Origin of the sequence: Colwellia sp. 5_MG-2023 (assembly GCF_030547795.1) — a bacterium.
Classification (GTDB): Bacteria; Pseudomonadota; Gammaproteobacteria; order Enterobacterales; family Alteromonadaceae; genus Colwellia.
In genome coordinates this window covers 99,646-118,484 of record NZ_JAUOPW010000008.1, presented here as the reverse complement: position 1 = coordinate 118,484, position 18,839 = coordinate 99,646, and the positions used below count along the sequence as shown (strand labels likewise).

19 protein-coding genes are annotated in these 18,839 nt (G+C 34.9%); 12 read left to right on the top strand and 7 right to left on the bottom strand.

All coding sequences use genetic code 11. The annotated features are described in order from the left end of the window. Positions 1-458 precede the first annotated feature (458 nt). From Q4496_RS08365 to Q4496_RS08340, 6 genes are all read left to right on the top strand, one after another. Positions 459-1,124, top strand: coding sequence for a PEP-CTERM sorting domain-containing protein (locus Q4496_RS08365; RefSeq protein ID WP_303610227.1), 666 nt, complete (start codon positions 459-461; stop codon positions 1,122-1,124). A gap of 223 nt (positions 1,125-1,347) precedes the next feature. Next, positions 1,348-1,641, top strand: coding sequence for a hypothetical protein (locus tag Q4496_RS08360; protein WP_303610226.1), 294 nt, complete (start codon positions 1,348-1,350; stop codon positions 1,639-1,641). A gap of 874 nt (positions 1,642-2,515) precedes the next feature. Continuing rightward, complete coding sequence (locus Q4496_RS08355; protein ID WP_215971418.1) at positions 2,516-2,800, top strand: OadG family protein; 285 nt, start codon at positions 2,516-2,518, stop codon at positions 2,798-2,800. A gap of 10 nt (positions 2,801-2,810) precedes the next feature. After that, positions 2,811-4,589, top strand: a complete 1,779-nt coding sequence (gene oadA / locus Q4496_RS08350; protein ID WP_215971417.1) for a sodium-extruding oxaloacetate decarboxylase subunit alpha — start codon at positions 2,811-2,813, stop codon at positions 4,587-4,589. A gap of 8 nt (positions 4,590-4,597) precedes the next feature. Further along, positions 4,598-5,728 (top strand): sodium ion-translocating decarboxylase subunit beta, encoded by a 1,131-nt coding sequence (locus Q4496_RS08345; RefSeq protein ID WP_215971416.1) that lies wholly within the window; start codon positions 4,598-4,600, stop codon positions 5,726-5,728. A 128-nt stretch (positions 5,729-5,856) separates the two neighbouring features. Beyond that, the gene (locus Q4496_RS08340) at positions 5,857-6,681 is read left to right on the top strand and encodes a M48 family metallopeptidase (protein ID WP_303603008.1); all 825 of its coding nucleotides are present in this window, start codon (positions 5,857-5,859) and stop codon (positions 6,679-6,681) included. Between the two features lie 22 nt (positions 6,682-6,703). Here Q4496_RS08340 and Q4496_RS08335 read toward each other — a convergent pair whose 3' ends face one another. From Q4496_RS08335 to Q4496_RS08325, 3 genes are all read right to left on the bottom strand, one after another. Further along, the gene (locus tag Q4496_RS08335) at positions 6,704-8,077 is read right to left on the bottom strand and encodes a sensor histidine kinase (protein ID WP_215971414.1); all 1,374 of its coding nucleotides are present in this window, start codon (positions 8,075-8,077) and stop codon (positions 6,704-6,706) included. A 55-nt stretch (positions 8,078-8,132) separates the two neighbouring features. Next, positions 8,133-8,786, bottom strand: a complete 654-nt coding sequence (gene pdxH, locus Q4496_RS08330) for a pyridoxamine 5'-phosphate oxidase (protein WP_215971413.1) — start codon at positions 8,784-8,786, stop codon at positions 8,133-8,135. Positions 8,787-9,038: 252 nt separating this feature from the next. Next, the gene (locus Q4496_RS08325) at positions 9,039-9,239 is read right to left on the bottom strand and encodes a PA3496 family putative envelope integrity protein (protein ID WP_215971412.1); all 201 of its coding nucleotides are present in this window, start codon (positions 9,237-9,239) and stop codon (positions 9,039-9,041) included. 151 nt (positions 9,240-9,390) lie between these two features. Here Q4496_RS08325 and Q4496_RS08320 point away from each other — a divergent pair, with 151 nt between their 5' ends. Then, positions 9,391-11,610, top strand: a complete 2,220-nt coding sequence (locus tag Q4496_RS08320) for a tRNA(Met) cytidine acetyltransferase TmcA (protein WP_303610225.1) — start codon at positions 9,391-9,393, stop codon at positions 11,608-11,610. 23 nt (positions 11,611-11,633) lie between these two features. On the opposite strand, the gene Q4496_RS08315 is transcribed toward Q4496_RS08320, so the two are convergent. Beyond that, positions 11,634-11,873 carry a hypothetical protein gene (locus tag Q4496_RS08315; protein ID WP_303610224.1) on the bottom strand — a complete coding sequence of 80 codons (240 nt, stop codon included), beginning with the start codon at positions 11,871-11,873 and terminating at the stop codon, positions 11,634-11,636. Beyond that, the gene (locus tag Q4496_RS08310; protein WP_252727320.1) at positions 11,864-12,076 is read right to left on the bottom strand and encodes a hypothetical protein; all 213 of its coding nucleotides are present in this window, start codon (positions 12,074-12,076) and stop codon (positions 11,864-11,866) included. Before Q4496_RS08310 ends, Q4496_RS08315 begins: the two co-directional genes overlap by 10 nt. 154 nt (positions 12,077-12,230) lie before the next feature. On the opposite strand from Q4496_RS08310, the gene Q4496_RS08305 reads away from it, so the two are divergent. The 4 genes from Q4496_RS08305 to Q4496_RS08290 all read left to right on the top strand — a co-directional run bounded on the left by Q4496_RS08305 (position 12,231) and on the right by Q4496_RS08290 (position 16,797). Beyond that, the gene (locus Q4496_RS08305; protein ID WP_303610223.1) at positions 12,231-13,127 is read left to right on the top strand and encodes an ABC transporter ATP-binding protein; all 897 of its coding nucleotides are present in this window, start codon (positions 12,231-12,233) and stop codon (positions 13,125-13,127) included. Positions 13,128-13,133: 6 nt separating this feature from the next. Next, positions 13,134-14,162, top strand: a complete 1,029-nt coding sequence (locus Q4496_RS08300; RefSeq protein ID WP_215971409.1) for an ABC transporter permease — start codon at positions 13,134-13,136, stop codon at positions 14,160-14,162. Positions 14,163-14,349: 187 nt separating this feature from the next. After that, positions 14,350-14,988, top strand: a complete 639-nt coding sequence (locus Q4496_RS08295; RefSeq protein ID WP_303610222.1) for a response regulator transcription factor — start codon at positions 14,350-14,352, stop codon at positions 14,986-14,988. A 78-nt stretch (positions 14,989-15,066) separates the two neighbouring features. Further along, positions 15,067-16,797, top strand: coding sequence for a hybrid sensor histidine kinase/response regulator (locus tag Q4496_RS08290; RefSeq protein ID WP_303610221.1), 1,731 nt, complete (start codon positions 15,067-15,069; stop codon positions 16,795-16,797). Positions 16,798-16,933: 136 nt separating this feature from the next. On the opposite strand, the gene Q4496_RS08285 is transcribed toward Q4496_RS08290, so the two are convergent. Both Q4496_RS08285 and Q4496_RS08280 read right to left on the bottom strand, forming a co-directional pair. Then, positions 16,934-17,716, bottom strand: a complete 783-nt coding sequence (locus Q4496_RS08285) for a hypothetical protein (protein ID WP_303610220.1) — start codon at positions 17,714-17,716, stop codon at positions 16,934-16,936. Between the two features lie 156 nt (positions 17,717-17,872). Further along, the gene (locus tag Q4496_RS08280) at positions 17,873-18,253 is read right to left on the bottom strand and encodes a hypothetical protein (RefSeq protein WP_215971405.1); all 381 of its coding nucleotides are present in this window, start codon (positions 18,251-18,253) and stop codon (positions 17,873-17,875) included. A gap of 195 nt (positions 18,254-18,448) precedes the next feature. On the opposite strand from Q4496_RS08280, the gene Q4496_RS08275 reads away from it, so the two are divergent. Beyond that, positions 18,449-18,781, top strand: a complete 333-nt coding sequence (locus Q4496_RS08275) for a PBPRA1643 family SWIM/SEC-C metal-binding motif protein (RefSeq protein ID WP_303610219.1) — start codon at positions 18,449-18,451, stop codon at positions 18,779-18,781. Positions 18,782-18,839: the final 58 nt, after the last annotated feature.

Genomic DNA, 18,839 nt, shown 5'->3' with positions numbered 1-18,839 from the left:
GGACAGCGTACAAAGGGACTTGGCGACGAACCAAGCGCTGATGTACGTAAAGGGTTCGACTCCTGCAGTAATCGCCACATTTCTCTCTTAAAGAGAAACTAAAAAACCAATCTTATGATTGTTTTTTTTCGCCTGTAATTTGATAAACAATAAAATATATATCTGCTCAATATGAATATTCTTACCACCCCTCAATTACATTAATGATAGTGACTCTTTATGATTTTTATTTTATACATAGTATTTGTCATGAAATTTTACACTTTTAGAAATGTTTTACATTACTAAAACCTAAAAAATAAATATTCACATTAAAAACAATTGTGTACAGCACCACTTTAAAGGTTGGCGTAATAAATGCTTTAATTTTATCCATAATATGAAATGTTGAGTTAATTGCACTGATGGATAGTCGTGTTTTCATTTGTGTTGTTATTAATTGTTAATGAGGATGTCGTATGAAAAATTGTTTATTAAATAGATTTATTTCTATTTTAGCTTTTTGTTTTGTTGCCAACACTTCACAAGCAGCTTTAATAACTGAAATTACTAATAATTATGGTAATATTAGTTCTTTAGTTACACCTGCTGGTGGATTGAATCATTTTGGCGGGACTAACTGTAATTCATTACAGTCGGACTCAATTAAGATAACAGACACAAAAAGTTCTGATGGTTGTAATCGTTTTTATGATTACTTTGATTTAGAAACTGTGAACTATGATTCAATTGATAGCTTTACGCTATCATTAACCTTTTCTGCTACTAATGATGTATTACCCTTCTTCATCTTCTCCATTCGTGAAGATTGGAAAGTTATGGCTGCTTCCGGCGGTAATAATGCTGATACGGTTAATAAAAGAGATATCGCTTCCGTGGACGGTAAAACATCACAAGACTTTATTTTTAATGCGAGCAACACCTCTGTTTTTAGTGATATTTTAGCTAAGAACGAATTTGGCTTTTGGCTTGGTGACGAAGCTTTTGGCGCTAATAACTTTAATTTGTTTAGTGCTACTTTAAAAATAGAGGGTACTGCAACGGCTGTTCCAGAGCCAAGCATGTTAGCCTTGTTTGGTTTAGCTTTACTGGGTATGACTAGAATAAAACCCCGTAAAAAGTAGCTTTATGATTTTTATTAATTGAAAGGCAGCACAATTAGTGCTGCTTTTTTTTTCTGAACTGGTGATAGTGTTTAGTGCTTGATATGCTCAGGCTATCGTTGAAAGTCATGTTCTCTGTTGTGACCTGGTTCTATTCATAATTTCAAAAAATATAAAGAAGAGAATGTGTCTGTGGCGAAGTCTTATTTCTACCTGTTGAAGATTTTAAACTTGTGAGGCTTTTATGAAAAAGTGGTTAGTTATACTTTTCTCATTGGTTAGTGCTATGGTTGCCATAAGCTGTCAGTCAATTTCAGAAAGTGAAAACCTGTGCACCGATTCATGGGAGCGTTTTATTCATGAGAACATTCCAACAGGTGATGGTAAAGGACATGGCCCTGATCTTGGATCTGATGAGTGGAAGTCTGTCATTGAATTTAAACTTGGTATTCGCGGTAATACCAATATTCCCCAACGAAATACTAAGGCTTGGTGTGCTCATATTGATAAATTACTACGTAGTAAGCTAGCAGTTTAAAGCTTAAGTTAAACGATAAACGCTTTCTTTTATACTTACGTTATAAATAATAAGATTAAGTAAAGTTAATTAGCTAGCGCTATCTCAACTATTAATAAAGTTATTGAACGAGTCGCTTACATTTTTAATTGTTTAATATTTTTTCAGAAGCACACTTGAAAAATGAGTGGACTTTCAAAGTAGCTTTTAGGTAACAAGCGAGTTACGTTCTCACTATTTATGTATTCTTATACGATAAAACATCAAAACTAAAGCATTGGCTAAATCTTTATTCATCGCATAAGTGCTCGTTAGACGGCTCAGTGTTGTTATCGTTTTTTATTTGTAAATGTTTTAGCTGATAAATAATTATGTTTTTCATAAATGTAAACGAGCACACTTATTGACATAGGCAGGTCGGGAAGGCTTGAAGCAATGGTTAATCAACACTTAAGTATGAAAATTAATTAAATTGATAAGGACAAGTTAAAAGCTATACAGGTTATGTTTTAACCGGTAAGAATTTTGTTATTAAAAGCCGCTTTTTATGCCATTAGTCGAATGAAAAATACTTTGCTTTTATTAGATTAAATAAATAATAGTCATGGCTTTATATTCACTATGCATATTATGCATTCATTATGAATAATTTTACCACTTATGTATATTGTATATTATAAATTAAAATCACTCTATATCTCAGGTATTTATGTGTTTCATATTGTATACAATATCTTATTATGCAAATTTACCTGAATATTTAGTAAAAAAGACTGAATATCCATCCTTTTGCCTATTGACGAAGTGTTATTTTTCTGAAACTGCAAAATAATGTTTGTTTTTCATAAATGGAGTGATTATTCTAATTTCACTAACTTACGAGTGAGAACAAAAAATGAACAGTATGGAGCATCAATTTATAGAAGCAGGTACACTTATGCTTGCTGGAATGGTATTTGTGTTTGCTTTTTTAAGCTTATTAATTATTTTTATTAATACCGTGTTAGCTAGATTAGCAGTGAAGTTTCCGGATGCTATTACACCTAGCAGAAGTCATTCTAGTACAAAAAATAAAAAGGCAGTAAGCGGTGAAATTTCACCTGCAATAGTTGCTGCAATTAGTGGCTCTATAAGCCAATATCGTCACAAACATTCTACACAGTATAAGTCAAAGAGATAAGGGTACAATCATGAGCAAACCATTAGGTATTACCGAAGTTGTCTTAAGAGATGGTCATCAGTCAATTCTTGCTACCCGTCTGCGTTTAGCAGATATGTTGCCAATAGCGTCAACATTAGATGAAGTTGGCTATTGGTCAATTGAGTCATGGGGTGGTGCAACATTTGATTCTTGTATTCGTTATTTAGGTGAAGATCCTTGGGAACGTATTCGTGCTTTAAAAAAGGCGATGCCAAATACAAAACAGCAAATGTTATTTCGTGGTCAAAATATTTTAGGCTACCGTCATTATGCTGACGATGTTGTAGAAAAGTTTGTTGAACGTGCTCACCTTAACGGTGTTGATGTTTTCCGTATTTTTGATGCGATGAATGATGTTCGTAACCTTAAAACATCTATTAAAGCTGCAGTTAAAGTTGGTGCACATGCTCAAGGTACATTAAGTTATACCGAAAGCCCTGTACATACACTTGAAGGTTGGTTAACTATGGCTAAGCAACTTGAAGATATGGGTGCACACTCTTTATGTATTAAAGATATGTCAGGGTTGTTAAAACCATACAATGCCGCAGAATTAATTACTCGTCTTAAAGAAACGGTTGCTTTACCTATTGCGTTGCACTGTCATGCAACAACAGGGTTAAGTGTAGCAACTCAAATGAAAGCAATTGACAGTGATATTGATGTAATCGATACCTCTATTTCTTCTATGAGTATGACTTACGGCCATTCACCAACAGAAACAATTGCTTCTATTGTTGAGGGTAGCGCACGTGATACTGGTTTAAACATTGAAAAAATGGCTGAAGTTGCAGCTTATTTCCGTGATGTTCGTGAAAAATATGCTGAATTTGAAGGTAGTTTGAAAGGGGTAGATGCAAGAATATTGACGGCGCAAGTACCTGGTGGCATGTTAACTAACATGGAAAACCAACTTAAAGAGCAAGGTGCTGCAGATAAATTCGATGAAGTGTTAACTGAGATTCCTAAAGTACGTAAAGATTTAGGTTATATTCCACTCGTTACTCCAACATCTCAGATTGTTGGTACACAAGCAGTACTTAATATACTTACAGGTGAGCGTTACAAGTCTATTACAAAAGAAACTGCAGGCGTACTTAAAGGTGAGTATGGTGCAACTGCTGCTCCTGTTAATGCGGAATTACAAGCACGTGTGTTAGATGGTGATGAAGTCATTACTTGTCGTCCTGCTGATTTAATTGATCCAGAGTTAGATAAGTTATCAACAGAATTACAGCTGTTAGCTAAAGAGAAGAATATTGATTTAGCTAATGACGTTATTGACGATGTATTAACTTATGCTTTATTTCCACAAATAGGTTTGAAGTTTTTAGAGAACAGAAATAACCCGTCAGCATTTGAACCAATCCCAACAAAAGCAAGTGCTAAGACAGTTGAATCATCTGAGCCAAAAGATACAACAGCACCAGAAAGTTACGATGTTAGCGTTGATGGTAAAGTTTATAATGTTGTTGTCGCTCCAGGTGGCTCTATCGACTCGATTACATTACCAGCGGGTGATGATGCGATTAAACAGTCAACCTCTATTTCTGCTGAAGAAACGCTGAATGCACCACTTTCAGGTAATATATTTAAAGTACTTGTTAATGAAGGTGATTCTGTTGAAGCCGGTGATGTTGTCATCATTATGGAAGCCATGAAAATGGAAACAGAAATTCGTGCAGTTCATGCCGGTGTTATTACTAGTTTGCATACCAAAGAAGGTGACTCTGTTGCTGTTGGTGATGCTTTACTTAGCTTTTCGTAGAGGATCTTATGGATTCATTAACTAAATTATGGCTATCAACAGGCTTAGCTAACTTTGAGCTAGGGCAAGTCATCATGATGTTGGTTGGCTGTGGCTTGTTGTATCTTGCTATTGCAAGAAATTTCGAACCGTTATTACTCCTTCCTATGGGCTTTGGGGCTATATTAACGAATATTCCAGTTGCTGGGTTTTCTGAAGTAGGTGGCTTACTACACTATATTTATTATGCAGGGATAGATACAGGCATATTCCCATTAATAATCTTTATGGGAGTCGGTGCTATGACCGACTTTGGCGCCTTGATTGCGAACCCTAAAACTTTATTGTTAGGAGCGTCAGCGCAATTTGGTATTTTTGCTACGTTATTTGGTGCTATTGCTTTAAATGGTATACCAGGAATTGAGTTTAGTTTAAAAGATGCTTCAGCGATTGCTATTATTGGTGGTGCTGATGGACCTACAGCAATATTTTTGGCTTCAAAATTAGCACCTGAATTACTTGGCGCAATTGCGGTTGCAGCATATTCATACATGGCATTAGTACCTATTATTCAACCGCCTATTATGAAAGCTTTAACAACAGAAGATGAACGTAAAATTGAAATGGCGCAACTTCGTCCAGTAACGAAAGTAGAAAAAATTATTTTCCCACTGGGTGTGTTGTTAATGACTATTTTCTTTTTACCATCAGCAACGCCTTTAGTCGGGATGTTCTGTTTAGGTAACTTGATGCGTGAGTCGGGTGTGGTTGACCGTTTAAGCTCTACTTCGCAAAATGAGTTAATTAACATTACAACTATATTTTTAGGTTTAGGTGTTGGTTCAAAGTTAAGTGCAGAAGCTTTCTTAAATGTTCAAACATTGGGTATTTTAGGCCTTGGCGCAGTAGCTTTTTCTATCGGTACTGCTTCTGGGGTACTAATGGCTAAACTAATGAATAAGTTTTCTAAAGAGAAAGTTAACCCATTAATTGGTGCTGCTGGTGTTTCTGCGGTTCCTATGGCGGCTCGTGTTGCTAATAAAGTTGGTTTAGAGGCTAACCCTCATAACTTCTTGCTTATGCATGCTATGGGTCCAAATGTGGCTGGGGTACTTGGTTCAGCTGTAGCCGCAGGTATATTACTTGCTCTTGTAGGTTAAGCTTCCCTAATGCTATGTCTCCTTATGCAGAGATAAACTTGATTTATATTAAAAAAAACCGAGCATGTCTCGGTTTTTTTATGTGCAAATGCTAATATTAGTTTTTATCCAAATGATACCTAACCCATATGAAATATTTTCTTATTATATGTTTTGCACTTGTTAGTTTGTCAGGCTGTTCTACGTCTTCAACTGGCCGTAATCAAGTAGCGCTTTATTCTGATTCTGAGTTAAATAAAATGGGGGTAACTTCATTTGAACAAATGAAGCAAGAAATACCTATTAGTACAGACCGAGCAACTAATGACTTTGTCTTATGTGTTGCTGAAGCTATTATTGGCAATGTGCCAGAATCTGTATTTCCTGGTGAATGGGAAGTGGTTGTATTTGATTCAGCACAAGTAAATGCTTTTGCTTTACCTGGTGGAAAAATAGGTGTTTACACTGGTATTTTGAATGTTACAGAAGATCAAGATCAACTCGCTGCAATTATGGGACACGAAGTAGGGCATGTGCTCGAAAGGCACTCTAATGAGCGCTTATCTGCCAGTCAGCTCTCGAATGTTGGCTTAGCTGTTGCCACTATTGCGCTTGGGGCAAGCGACATTGATAATAAAGGGTTATGGGTTGCAGGTTTAGGGATCGGCGTTCAATATGGTGTTATTATGCCTTATAGCCGCTCCCATGAAAGTGAAGCTGATATTGTTGGCCAAGATTTAATGGCTCGTTCTGGTTTTGCACCCGAGGCTAGTGTTCAGTTATGGAAAAACATGTCGAAGTTGAATAGTGCGGAGTCACCAGAGTTTATGTCGACTCATCCATCAAATGAAACGCGCATTAAACAACTCACTGATCACTTAACCGTTTCTAAGCCTTATTATTTAGCTAAAAAAAGTGCTAATACGCTACCTAAATGTGTAAAACCTAATGTTATTCCAAAGCCCAAGAGTTAAACACTAAGGTTTATTGTATTGTTTATTGTCTCGGGAAGTTTATATGGAAGCAGGTTCCTTTCCCTAGGTTACTAGAACATGTGATATTTCCATGGAGTGATTGGGTTACTAAATTGTAAACGATATGCATACCTAAACCACTACCTCCTTGACCACGTTTGGTAGTGAAGAATGGTTCAAAGATTTTACCTAGATTTTCCGTTGGTATGCCACACCCAGAATCTTTGAATTGCATGTTTATTTGCTGATCTTTCTGTTCTATATTAATGGTGATTGTGCCACCTTTTTCTTGTTCAAAGGCATGAGTAATCGCGTTTATCACTAAATTGGTAATAATTTGTGCTATCGCTCCTGGAGAGGTTTTGATAACTAAATCATCAGGACTATTCAGATTAACTTGAATACCACTACGTGCTATTTTAGGACGTAAACTTGACAACACATCATTGATATAAGCTTTTAATTTGAACTCTCTAATTTCTTCATTTGATTGATCTATAGCGACTTCTTTAAAACCTTGAATTAAATCAGCGGCTCTATTTAAGTTTGATTGTAATAATTTTGAGCTAGCAGTAGCTGTTTCAACGTAGTTAACGAGCGCTTTTTTGGTAATATTGTCATTTTGATAAAGTTTATAAAAATCATTGGTCGCATCTTCTAAGTGTGATGATGCTGTAATGGTAATTCCTATCGGCGTATTAATTTCATGTGCTACCCCCGCGACTAAGCGACCAAGAGATGCCATTTTTTCTGTTTGAATTAATTGTTCTTGCGTATTTTTGAGGTTATTGATTGATTGTTCTAGTTCTATTGTTCGTTGTTTAACACGGTTTTCTAATTCATTCTTATTGTCTATTAATGCTTGATTAGTCTGTTTTATTTCTACAGCAATAAGCCAAGCAATATAGCTGATAAAGCTTAATATAATGATTAGTAAAATAGCGGAATGTATATCACTTTCTTTAGTCTCATTATGGATGTATCCCATCTCGTTTAGGTAACCAATAGATAAAAGGTTAATAGCAACTAAGATATAGAGAAAAAAAGCTAAACGATGGCTACCTTTTAGTAGAGATATCATTATAAGCGCAGGGAAAGCAAAGAGTATTTCGTCTCTTAAACCGTTATATATCCAAACAAAGGCAAGTAATATAACCGTTAAAAGTAAAAGAAGTATATTTGTGCCTAATTCAAGTTTATTTCTTTGGGCTAAAAAATAAACGGGCATGATGATAATAATAGTGAATATAATGGCATAGATTATTTGCTGGTTATCAGTAAATAAGTATTGTATGGCAATTATTGCGAGAGCAGATTGAACGGCCCAAAATAGTTTAATTAACCTATTTTTAGGTATGTTTAGTGAGTCGATATCTACCGGGGTTACTTTATCCATATAATACTTCTGTGTTTGAAAATCATATTACTAAATACGTTTAGTCAAAAGCTTGTTAAGGGTGTAGTTTAAAATTAACCCATTCATTGTTTTGTTTTTCAAAACACACACGATCATGTAAGCGGTTTGAGCGTCCTTGCCAAAATTCAATATATGTTGGTTTTACTCGCCAACCACCCCAGAATTCTGGATGTGGCACTTCGCCTGTCGCGTACTTATCACTAAAAATAGCCATTCGTTTTTTTAGTTCGTCGTCATCAGTTAATTTCTGGCTCTGCTTTGACGCCCAAGCACCTACTTGACTACCTCGATCTCGGCTATGAAAATAGTCTGCAGACTCTTGTGTTGAAACTTTTTCAACAGTTCCTTCAATGCGTATTTGTCGCTGTAATACATTCCAATGAAATAGTAAGGCGACTTTATCATTTTCATTCAATTCCTGACTTTTTCTACTGCCATAATTGGTGAAAAATACAAAACCTTGCTCGTCGAATTTTTTTAATAGCACCATTCGAGAGCTGGGTTGGCCATTGTGGCCACAAGTACTCACCGACACAGCTTCAGGAAGTAATATTCCTGACTTATTGGCATCTTCAAACCATTGCTTAAATAATGGGAAAGGAGTTGAGTTGGTAGGTATCTCAGGTAAAGGCAAGGCTACACCTTGCCCAAAAGTAAGTAAGCAACGAAGTTTTTCAAATAAAGTCATAAGGCTAATAAGTTATCTTTGAAATAAAATCTATGTTATCAGCATTTACAGTAAAAAAAAGTGATAATTTTCAATTGATAATGCTCATTTTAGTGACATTACCTATATTCATTATAATCAAATACTATATTGGCGGGGGGCCGGGCATTATGCTCTGGATTTATTCGTTGCATTATTGTTATAAAAGCGTCTTTATTTTTTATATAAAGACATGATATTTCTTGTTAATAAACTAAAGTTATTTTGGTGCAATTACCAATCATTTTCATCGTCTAATAATTCTTTTAGTCTTTTTTTCTCCATTAATTCATCGATACGTTTACGAGCGAGCAAGTTTCTTTGTGCTTGTTCTGCTGCTGTTTTTTCGGTGAGTTCAACTGACTCAATATCAATATTTTTATTGAGTGTTTCATCGTCGTCATTTATGTCATCTAAAAAGTCATCTTCTACCATTGTCTTCGCTCTTAAAAAAATCTTGTATTCAATATCAACATAGGGGGCTAATGATACTATTTCAAACTTTTTTTGGAAGAACTTTCTATTTTATTTTATTGGTGTGCTAGCAATTGCTTGATAAACTATTGGGCTATATAGAATTAATGATATGAACTTATCTTATATGCAAAGTCTCGATTTTTCTTCTTGGTTTAATTGTTATCAACAACAAGCGTTGATGTTAAATGAGCGCCGTCTAATTGTATTGGTGGGAGATAATGCTTGGTCGAATTCTATATTAAAAAGTATTGATAGTGCTGATGAGAAAAATAGTAGTGACAGTAAGTGGCTGATTTACGGTGATAGCGATAATATTGAAGCAAATATTGCTAAGCAGCGTTTTCGCGATAAATTAGGTAGCGAAAGCAATTTTGTCATTTTTCAAGATCCAGACTTATCTATTGATGCTTTTGCTTGTTTGTCAGGCACACTAGTGGCAGGCGGTATATTTTTTCTATTAATAAACGATAGATCACAGATAGCAGAGAGCCTTTTTTATCAGCGATTTTTTGACTTATTAAAAAGTTTTCCTGAACATGTGATTATTGAAAAAAACCAATTTGTATTACCTACTTTGCTACCAACGCAAACAACGGGTAATACATTTGAACGTAATGACTCTTTATTACCCTATAATTGTGTTACTCAAGAACAAGTACTTGCCGTTGATTCAATTATAAAGGTGTTTAAGGGTAAGCGTAATAAACCTTTAGTATTAACGGCTGATAGAGGTAGAGGGAAGTCTACTGCTTTAGCAATTGCGTGCGCCGAGTTGTTGAAATCGGCAACTAAAGAATATCACTTGCGGTTAGTTATTACGTCAGCAGATATAGAGTCATTAACCGTTTTCTTCAACCACTTGATTCGTTGCTTGCCTGAAGGCGAGTTTCAAAAGCGTAAGTTTACAATGTTACATGGTTCAGTTGAGTTTATTGCTGTTGACCAATTAATTAAACAACCGGTAAATGCTAGTTTGTTGCTAGTTGATGAAGCAGCGGCTATTCCTATCTATTTGCTCGAACAGTTATTGTCGAATAATTCGCGCTTGGTGTTTGCTACCACTATTCATGGTTACGAAGGGGCAGGTCGTGGCTTTACCTTAAAGTTTCAAGGTACGCTAGCGGCTCAATATCCTCATTGGCAAAGTTTACATATTAATGAGCCTATTCGATGGCGAATTAATGACCCACTTGAACAATTAGTTTTTGATGCCTGTTTGTTGAATGCTGAACTGCCAAGTATCGCGGAGGACTCATCAATAAATAGCTTGTCTTCGCTAGTATTTAAGCAATTTAGCGCGACTGAATTAGCCCACGACGAGTCATTGTTTAAACAAGTTTTTTCGGTGCTCGTGACTGCACATTATCAAACTAAGCCTAGTGATGTAAAAATGCTTTTAGATAATGAGCAAGTACAGCTTGTTTGTTTATTGTCTAAAGAATTAACGAAGCTAAATGTAGTCGCGGTTGCACTCTTAATTAATGAAGGTAGTTTCAACTCTAACTCTAACTCTAACTCTAACTCTAACTCTAGCGCTAGCGCTAGCTCAGATCCTATTGTTATCGATAGTGAATTAGTGAATGCGATTCAGCAATCTAAAAGGCGCTTAAAAAATCATTTTGTGCCGCAATCACTATTAACTCAATGTGGAATTGAATATGCCTTTGATTATCACTACATCAGAATAATGCGAATAGCAGTACATCCACAACTACAGCAGCAAGGCGTTGGCAGTTATTTTTTAGATAAAATAGAAAATTTTGCCGCATTACAAAATGTTGATTTTTTAGCGTCTAGTTTTGGTGCGACTAAGCCGTTACTTTCTTTTTGGCTAGTAAACTACTTTAAGTTAGCGCGTATAGGTTTCCAAAAAGATAAAGCAAGCGGTGAACAATCTGCACTCGTACTTAAAGCGTTGTCTTCAAAAGCTACGGTGGCACTTACGGATATAAATTCAACGTTCTACCGCAGTTTTGAATACCTATTAACAGATGAGTATAAGTATTTATCTGCCAAGTTAGTAGCATTAATCATGTGTAACTCACCTAAGTTAACTTGTGTTGAATTGAGCGAGCGTGATCAAGCAAATATTGTTGATTTTGCTAAGGGATATGGTCAGTATTCAAGTTGTGTTTTTAGTTTACATTTATGGCTGAAAATGGTTCTTTCTGATGTGAAATATGCTGAAGATCAAGACTTGCTAGTATTTATCAGTCGCATCTTCCAGAAACATAGCATTAATGATGTTTGTAACACCTATGGTTTTACTGGTAAAAAAGCGCTTGAACAATTTTTGAGAGCAAAAGTTAAACTATTATTAAGTCGTTAGCTGTTAATCAGTAGAATAGTTGATTAGCTTCTTGCCTGCCATTCCCAGAACTTTTTCATACTCAAATACTCACAGCGTTTATCATTACCGCTTTCCCCAGGCTTTTGGTCGCAAAGGTGAATATCTTCATGATGCAATAAGCGATCTACGTAATAATTGATTGTTTTAGCTAATCCGTAAGTTGGGTAGTCTTTATAGGTTTCAATTAAAATAGTTAACCAGCGTTCAAGCTGTAAAAATTCTCCAGAGGTTTTTAAGCGCATAGATATTGCTCCACATTTATTCCATCATCTGTACTGGCTGCTAATAAGGCTTGCCACAGAACTTTTTTGGCACTTGCGTTTAAGCATTTACAATCGCCACCGTGTAGTACTCCTGATTTAAGCAATTGATGTAACATATTACTTGATAATTCAACTTGAACCTTCGTGTCATTAATGTCGGCGCTAGAAATTTCAGAAGTCATATTTCATCCTTTAATGTACATTTTCTTAATCCTTAAAATAAACCAACTACAAATTAAATGCAAATGATAATTATTACTGTTTGTGAGAAATCTAATGTTTTTTTGAGTAAGTGCAGTACAATAAAGTTAAGAGCAGTATAAGGATCAATAAACTATGAGTGTTGCAATTTGTGTTGAGGCACTAACTAAGAAGTATAAAGATGTTATTGCGGTCAATAATATCAGCTTCAATGTTAAACAAGGTCATTGTTTTGGGCTTTTAGGGCCTAATGGTGCCGGCAAGACAACGACGATAGAAATTATGGAAGGAATTATTTCGGCTAGTTCAGGCTCAGTTGTTTATAAAAACCATGAGAAACAACCAAAAGAAGTCGATAATTATATTTCCCAGCAAATAGGAATTCAGTTTCAACATACCGCTTTACAAGACTTTTTAACTGTCAAAGAAACATTGAATTTGTTTTCTGCTTTTTATGAACATACATTATCGCAACAAAAAATTATTGAGCTCTGCGATTTAGGTGATTTTTTAGATCGAGATAATCGATTATTATCAGGCGGGCAAAGACAACGTTTATTACTTGCCTTAGCATTAATTAATGACCCTGAAATTATTTTTTTAGATGAACCAACAACGGGGTTAGATCCACAAGCAAGACGAAACTTTTGGCAATTAATAAAAAATATTAAAGCACAAAACAAAACTATTATTCTGACAACACATTATATGGATGAAGCTGAGCAGCTTTGTGATGATATTGTGATTATGGCTGAAGGGAAAGTTATTGAATCCGGCTCACCACAACAACTCTTAAGTAAACACTTTAAAGAAGTATTTATTTACTTACCAGCACAACAAGTTCCGGCCTCGCTAATTCAAACTTATCAATGGAAAATAGTGTCAGATAGGGTTGAAATTACTACAAGTAATGTCGAGCAAACATTATTAATGCTGATACAAAATCAGGTTTCATTAGAAGGCCTTCATGTAAAGTCTGCTAATTTAGATGATTTATTTTTACATTTAACTGGCCAGTCTTTAAGAGAATAGAGCAATATGAATATAAAGCGTTTTTATGCGGTGTTCAAAGCCCGCAACATTGAATTTTTTCGTGATAGATCATCGCTAGGCTGGAACTTAATATTTCCTGTGTTATTACTTATCGGTTTTTCGGTTATTTTTTCAGGGGATGGGCGTCCAGCATATAAAGTTGGCATTATTAATAGTGTGACCGAAGGCAAGGCTCAAGCAGAAAGTGTACAAGATTCATTTAAAAATATTCGGTTTATTGATTATATTAATTACGACACTGTAGAGCTTGCTAATAAAAAGTTAAGTCATCACACCATAGATTTAGTGATTGATGTTTCAACAAGCCAATATTGGGTTAATAACGAATCATCTAAGAGCTATCTAGTAGAAAAAATACTTAATGTCCCATTAAAAAACTATATCCGTTTAGAAACGGTAGGAAAAGAAATTCGTTATATAGACTGGGTATTACCCGGAATTTTAGGCATGAATATGATGTTTAGTTGTTTATTTGGTGTTGGTTACGTCATTGTACGCTACCGTAAAAATGCCGTATTAAAACGCTTAAAGGCAACACCTCTATCGGCTTTTGAGTTTGTCTCAGCGCAGTTATTATCTCGTTTATTTATCGTGATATTTATATCTACTGTAGTGTATAGCGGCTGTAACTTTTTATTTGATTTTTTAATGCTCGGTAGCTATTTCGATTTAATTATTATTGGCATGTTAGGCGCTTTTTGTTTAATCAGTTTGGGTTTATTAGTTGCTAGTAGAAGTAAAAGTGAAGAGCTTATTGGGGGCTTATTAAATCTAACTTCTTGGCCTATGATGATGCTTTCAGGTGTCTGGTTTAGCTTAGAAGGGGCACCATCAGCGTTAAAAACCGTAGCAGACTTTTTACCTTTAACACACTTAGTGGCTGGTGCTAGGCAAATAATTACTGAAGGCGCTACTTTAGGTGACATTAGTTATCATGTTACGAGTTTATTAGTGATGAGTGCGATATTTTTGTCTCTTGGTGCTTACTTTTTTAGTTGGAATACTGAGCGTTAACACAGTTGTATTATCTCCTTTGCCCAATTAATAATAAATTGGTAACTTGAACGTTTGATTATCATTAAATAATGATAATCAAACGTAATTTATTATAGGTTTTTGAACTTTTAATATTAAATTGCTATAAAAATATATATTCTAGCTTTATGTCTTTTATAGCAAACTTACCCATTAAGAATTTATAATGAAAATATTGAGCTTGGATGATCACCCTATCTTTAGCCAAGGGTTGAAAGCGTCTTTGTCTGCCTATATGCAGGAATGTGATATTACCTCAGCCTTAAATGCACAACAAGCACTAGCACTTTTAAAAAAAAATACCGACTTTGATTTGTTGATATTAGACTTATCCATGCCAGACATGAATGGTGTTTCTTTTATGAAATCACTTATCTCCAGAAAAATTGATATCCCTGTGGTGATTATGTCTGCAAAAGAAGATTTAGTGACCTTATCAGAGTGTTTAAGTCTTGGCGCATTAGGCTTTCTCCCTAAAACATGGACGGTAAATCAATTAAGTGAAGCATTAACTAAAATCATCAATGGTGAGATTGTTATTCCTGATCATATTGCCAACTCCTTAGCAATAATGTCGAAAAACTCCATAGAAAATACTCAGTCATCACTTAGCGAAAGGCAATTAGAAATATTGAAAATGGTACAGTCTGGGTTAACAAATGCAGGTATTGCTGCTGTTTTGTATATCAGTGAAGCAACGGTAAAGTCACATTTACAGCGAATATTCAAAATATTAGGCGCTAAAAATAGAATGGACTGTATCCGTAAAGCAGAACATTTAAGAGTACTGCCAGCGCTTAGATAAACTTATTGGAATTGGTATAACCAAGCTGATACTGAAAATTGAACAAAATAAATATCATTTTGATAAAGGCTATTAACATTGCTTACATTAGATCTTGAACAAAAAATAAATACAGAGTTAATTCAAAAAGAAAGTTTCTCTTTATACATGAAAGAAATGTTGAGGATTTACATAGGCTCTATCATTGTTGGTTTACCGCTTTACTACTTTATTTTTAAAGCGCAAACATCAGAAAATTCTATCAACATATGGTTTACCCTCGATGCCATATTATTGGTAAGTGTGCTCGTTACTTTTTATCTGTTTTATAAATATCCTGCTAAATTTAATCCTTCTTCTTGGGTAAACCTTAGCGATATTCCTCTGCTTATTTTTAGTGCATATATAGCTTCTGCTCCTTGGTTACTATTACATTCAGAAACTGATATTTATTTGTATACCATGCTTATTATGATCATTGCATTAACGGGAACGATAGCGCATGCACTTGCTTATTATTTTTATCGAGTAGTCTTTTTTTCGATATTGCCTTTATTATCATTGGTTATTAAGTTGTATATGATGGAAGTAGATCATGGTGTCGATATTTATATCGCATTAATTTTGGTTTGGACTGGGTTAATGGCCTTTTTCCATGGTGTTAATAAATCATTAATAGACGCAATTTTTTTAAAGTTTGAACATGTACAGGCACGAGCAAATGCTGAGCGACTTAATGCCGAAAAGTCGCAATTTATTGCGGCGGCAAGTCATGATATTCGCCAACCACTGCAAGCGGTTAATCTTATTGTGAATACGCTTAAGTCAGGAAATAGCAATCCTAAAGATGATGTATTATTTGAACGTTTAGAAAGTAGTGTTAATAGTATGTCTGAATTACTGAATAGCTTGCTTGATGTTTCTGAATTAGATGCACAGGTTATTATTCCTAAGCCACAGCATTTATGTTTAAGAACCTTCTTGGTTAAATTACAAGGAGAGTTTGAACCACTAGCCAAAAAGAAAGGAATTACTGTAGAGCTTGATGTTGAAGACTGCACGGTGTTGGCGGATCCTGTTTTATTAAAACAAGTATTAAATAATTTGGTATCAAATGCTATTCGTTATACAAATGTTGGCGGTGTTAAACTCTTTGTCACTAAAGATTCAGAGGGAGTTAAGCTTAGTATAAAAGATACTGGTGTAGGGATATGCGTCGAAGATCAAGAGGTTATATTTTTAGAGTTTCGACAACTGCACAATCCAGAACGTGATCAAAATAAAGGTTTAGGTTTAGGTTTATCTATTGTTAAACGCTTATGTGAATTGCAACATTGGCCGTTATCACTTAACTCTGAACTGGGCACTGGCAGTTGTTTTAGTATTAACATACCTGAGGGGGATAACAAGCAGGTTGAAGTTGCCGATATCGTTGATATGAATAAAAATTTGAGTGCTATAGATATCATTGTTATAGATGATCATGAAGGTATTCGTTTTAGTTTAAGCCATACTCTGGCGAATTGGGGCTGTAAAGTGCGCGCTTTTGAATCTGCAGAAGAGGCTTGTCGCGCCATTAACGGTTTACCTGATTGGGCTCCTAATTTACTGATATCCGATTATCGATTACGCAATCACAAGACAGGCATTGCGGCTATAAAGCAGGTTAAATTAACCTTAAATTATCCGATTAAATCAATATTAATGAGTGGTGATACCTCGCCAGAGGTAATAAAAGCGATAGAAGCCGAAGGCGTGAGTTGGTTACATAAACCGATTAAACCGGCAAAATTGAGAGTGGTGATTACACGAAAAATGAAAGATCTATAGTGACTTGATGACATTTCTTTTCTATTAAGCTTTTTCTATCAGTTTTTTCTACGAAGGTTTAGTCGCACTGAGAGGGGATAGTGAATTAACTGTCTCTAGTTGCATGAACGTTGCAACTAGAGACATTAAAAGCATATTAGTTATTTAATCTTAAGTATTCAAAAGCAAATAAACTTTTTCCAGACGTTTGATTATAGTATTGGCAGTATAGTTTTTCACCTTGTTTAGGGGCTAACGAACTTGTGTTAGCGTGAACGCTTAACATTGTTTTTCCTTTAGCCTTAAGTTTTTTATCCCATATACCGCTTCGAGAACTATTACTTCCTTCGGCGCATTCTTCTATCCCTTCAGAGTTACCACAATGAAGTAACATAGCTTTACCTGTGATAAAGTCTACGCTGTATGAATATTCATCTTTTCGTTCAGTTTCGCCTAATGCACCAGCACCAGGGTTAGCTGATCTAATACACTGCATAGACCAATCATTTGAATTACCTAATGCTTCATATTTTTTTGTGTCAACTTCCATATAAGCTACTTGACGTGATTCAAGTGAAGGTAAAATACAACCGTTAGTTAATTCGGCTGGCTTTCTATTTAACAAACCTGTACGTTTCTCTTTAGAAAACCCTTTCTGAAATGTATATGTACCTAGGTTACCTATTATTATATTTTCAGGTTTAAAATCAGTACAAGTCGTCATTGATGTTAAGCTTGCATCTGGTCCGCCTTCTAAACTTGGGCCTGCAACATTGCTAACACTAGCGCTTTCATTGGTTGATTTAGCCGTTTTCTGTACTTCTTTTTTAGCTTCACCGGTTAGCTTGTTTTTTAAACTACCAAAAAGGTCTGCATGAGCACTTGCAACGCTTAATGACATTGCCAAACCCATTAAAATAGATACTTTACTTAACTTCATTGTTTTATTCCTTGTTACTACGGGTAATTATTTCGAATAACTATATATAAATAAAAGTAGTATCAGGGAAAATTTCATACTTTAGTATGAACCTGATTATCATTATAGTTTTTTGTTTACATTAACTTTTATAAGAAATGATACTAATTGAAAAGATTAAGTTAGTGTTGCTAACCATTGCATAGCATCTTCTTCATTATCAAAATTCTTACTTTGTTGTGATTGTCTAGAAGGGGAGAGCAAGTTAATAATATCAAGAGTCGTAATAGAAGATATTACCATTGCTTTGGCAACTAAATTTTGCGTGTTTAGCCATTGATTATATTTTTCAAGTTCTTCATATGCCTCTGGAGTACCACCTAATACTTCCAGATTATTGATTAAAATAGAAAAAGGTTTTCCTTGAAAGGTATCAATTATTTGTTTTACACCAACAGTATACTTTTTCGCACCAAATTCGTTAAAAGCGCCTTCTAGCTTTACTATAATAATATTTTTATCAACAGTAATTGTTACTTCTCCGTGTTCTATCTCCATTATTATTAGGGCTCCTTGGTGCATTTATTGATGCTATGGTTTATTAACTGTAGTGTTATATTTGCTGTAATTCAAATATAAAAAATTGATAATAAAACTTATCATTAATTCAATAGTCGACTATTCACCGCGTTACGTTATACTGCCGCGATAAAATGAACGTATTAAATACAGAATTAAAATAGCGGAGATATTGTGCACAATTTATATTATAAAGGTCGAATTCACACTAGAGAAAACCATGTAAAAACAGGGTTTAAAAATGAACGCAATGCTAAGCTAGGGACAGAAAAAAATCCATTAACGCTAGTTGTTGGTAGTGAAATAAGAAAAACAGAAGTTGAGGCTATTGTTACGGAAAATAAATTTTATGCTAATATCAGTGTTGATGACTCTGTTGATGAGAATATTAGCGAGCTTGATGCAGTATTAAATACACCAAAGACGACTACCTTTGAGAAAACACCTAACCGTAACGATCCATGTTCGTGTGATAGTGGCAAAAAATATAAAAAGTGTTGTGGTTAAATACTACCCCTTTTATAGAATAAATAGTTTATTCGTTTTTTCGTCGTAGGTGTGTTTT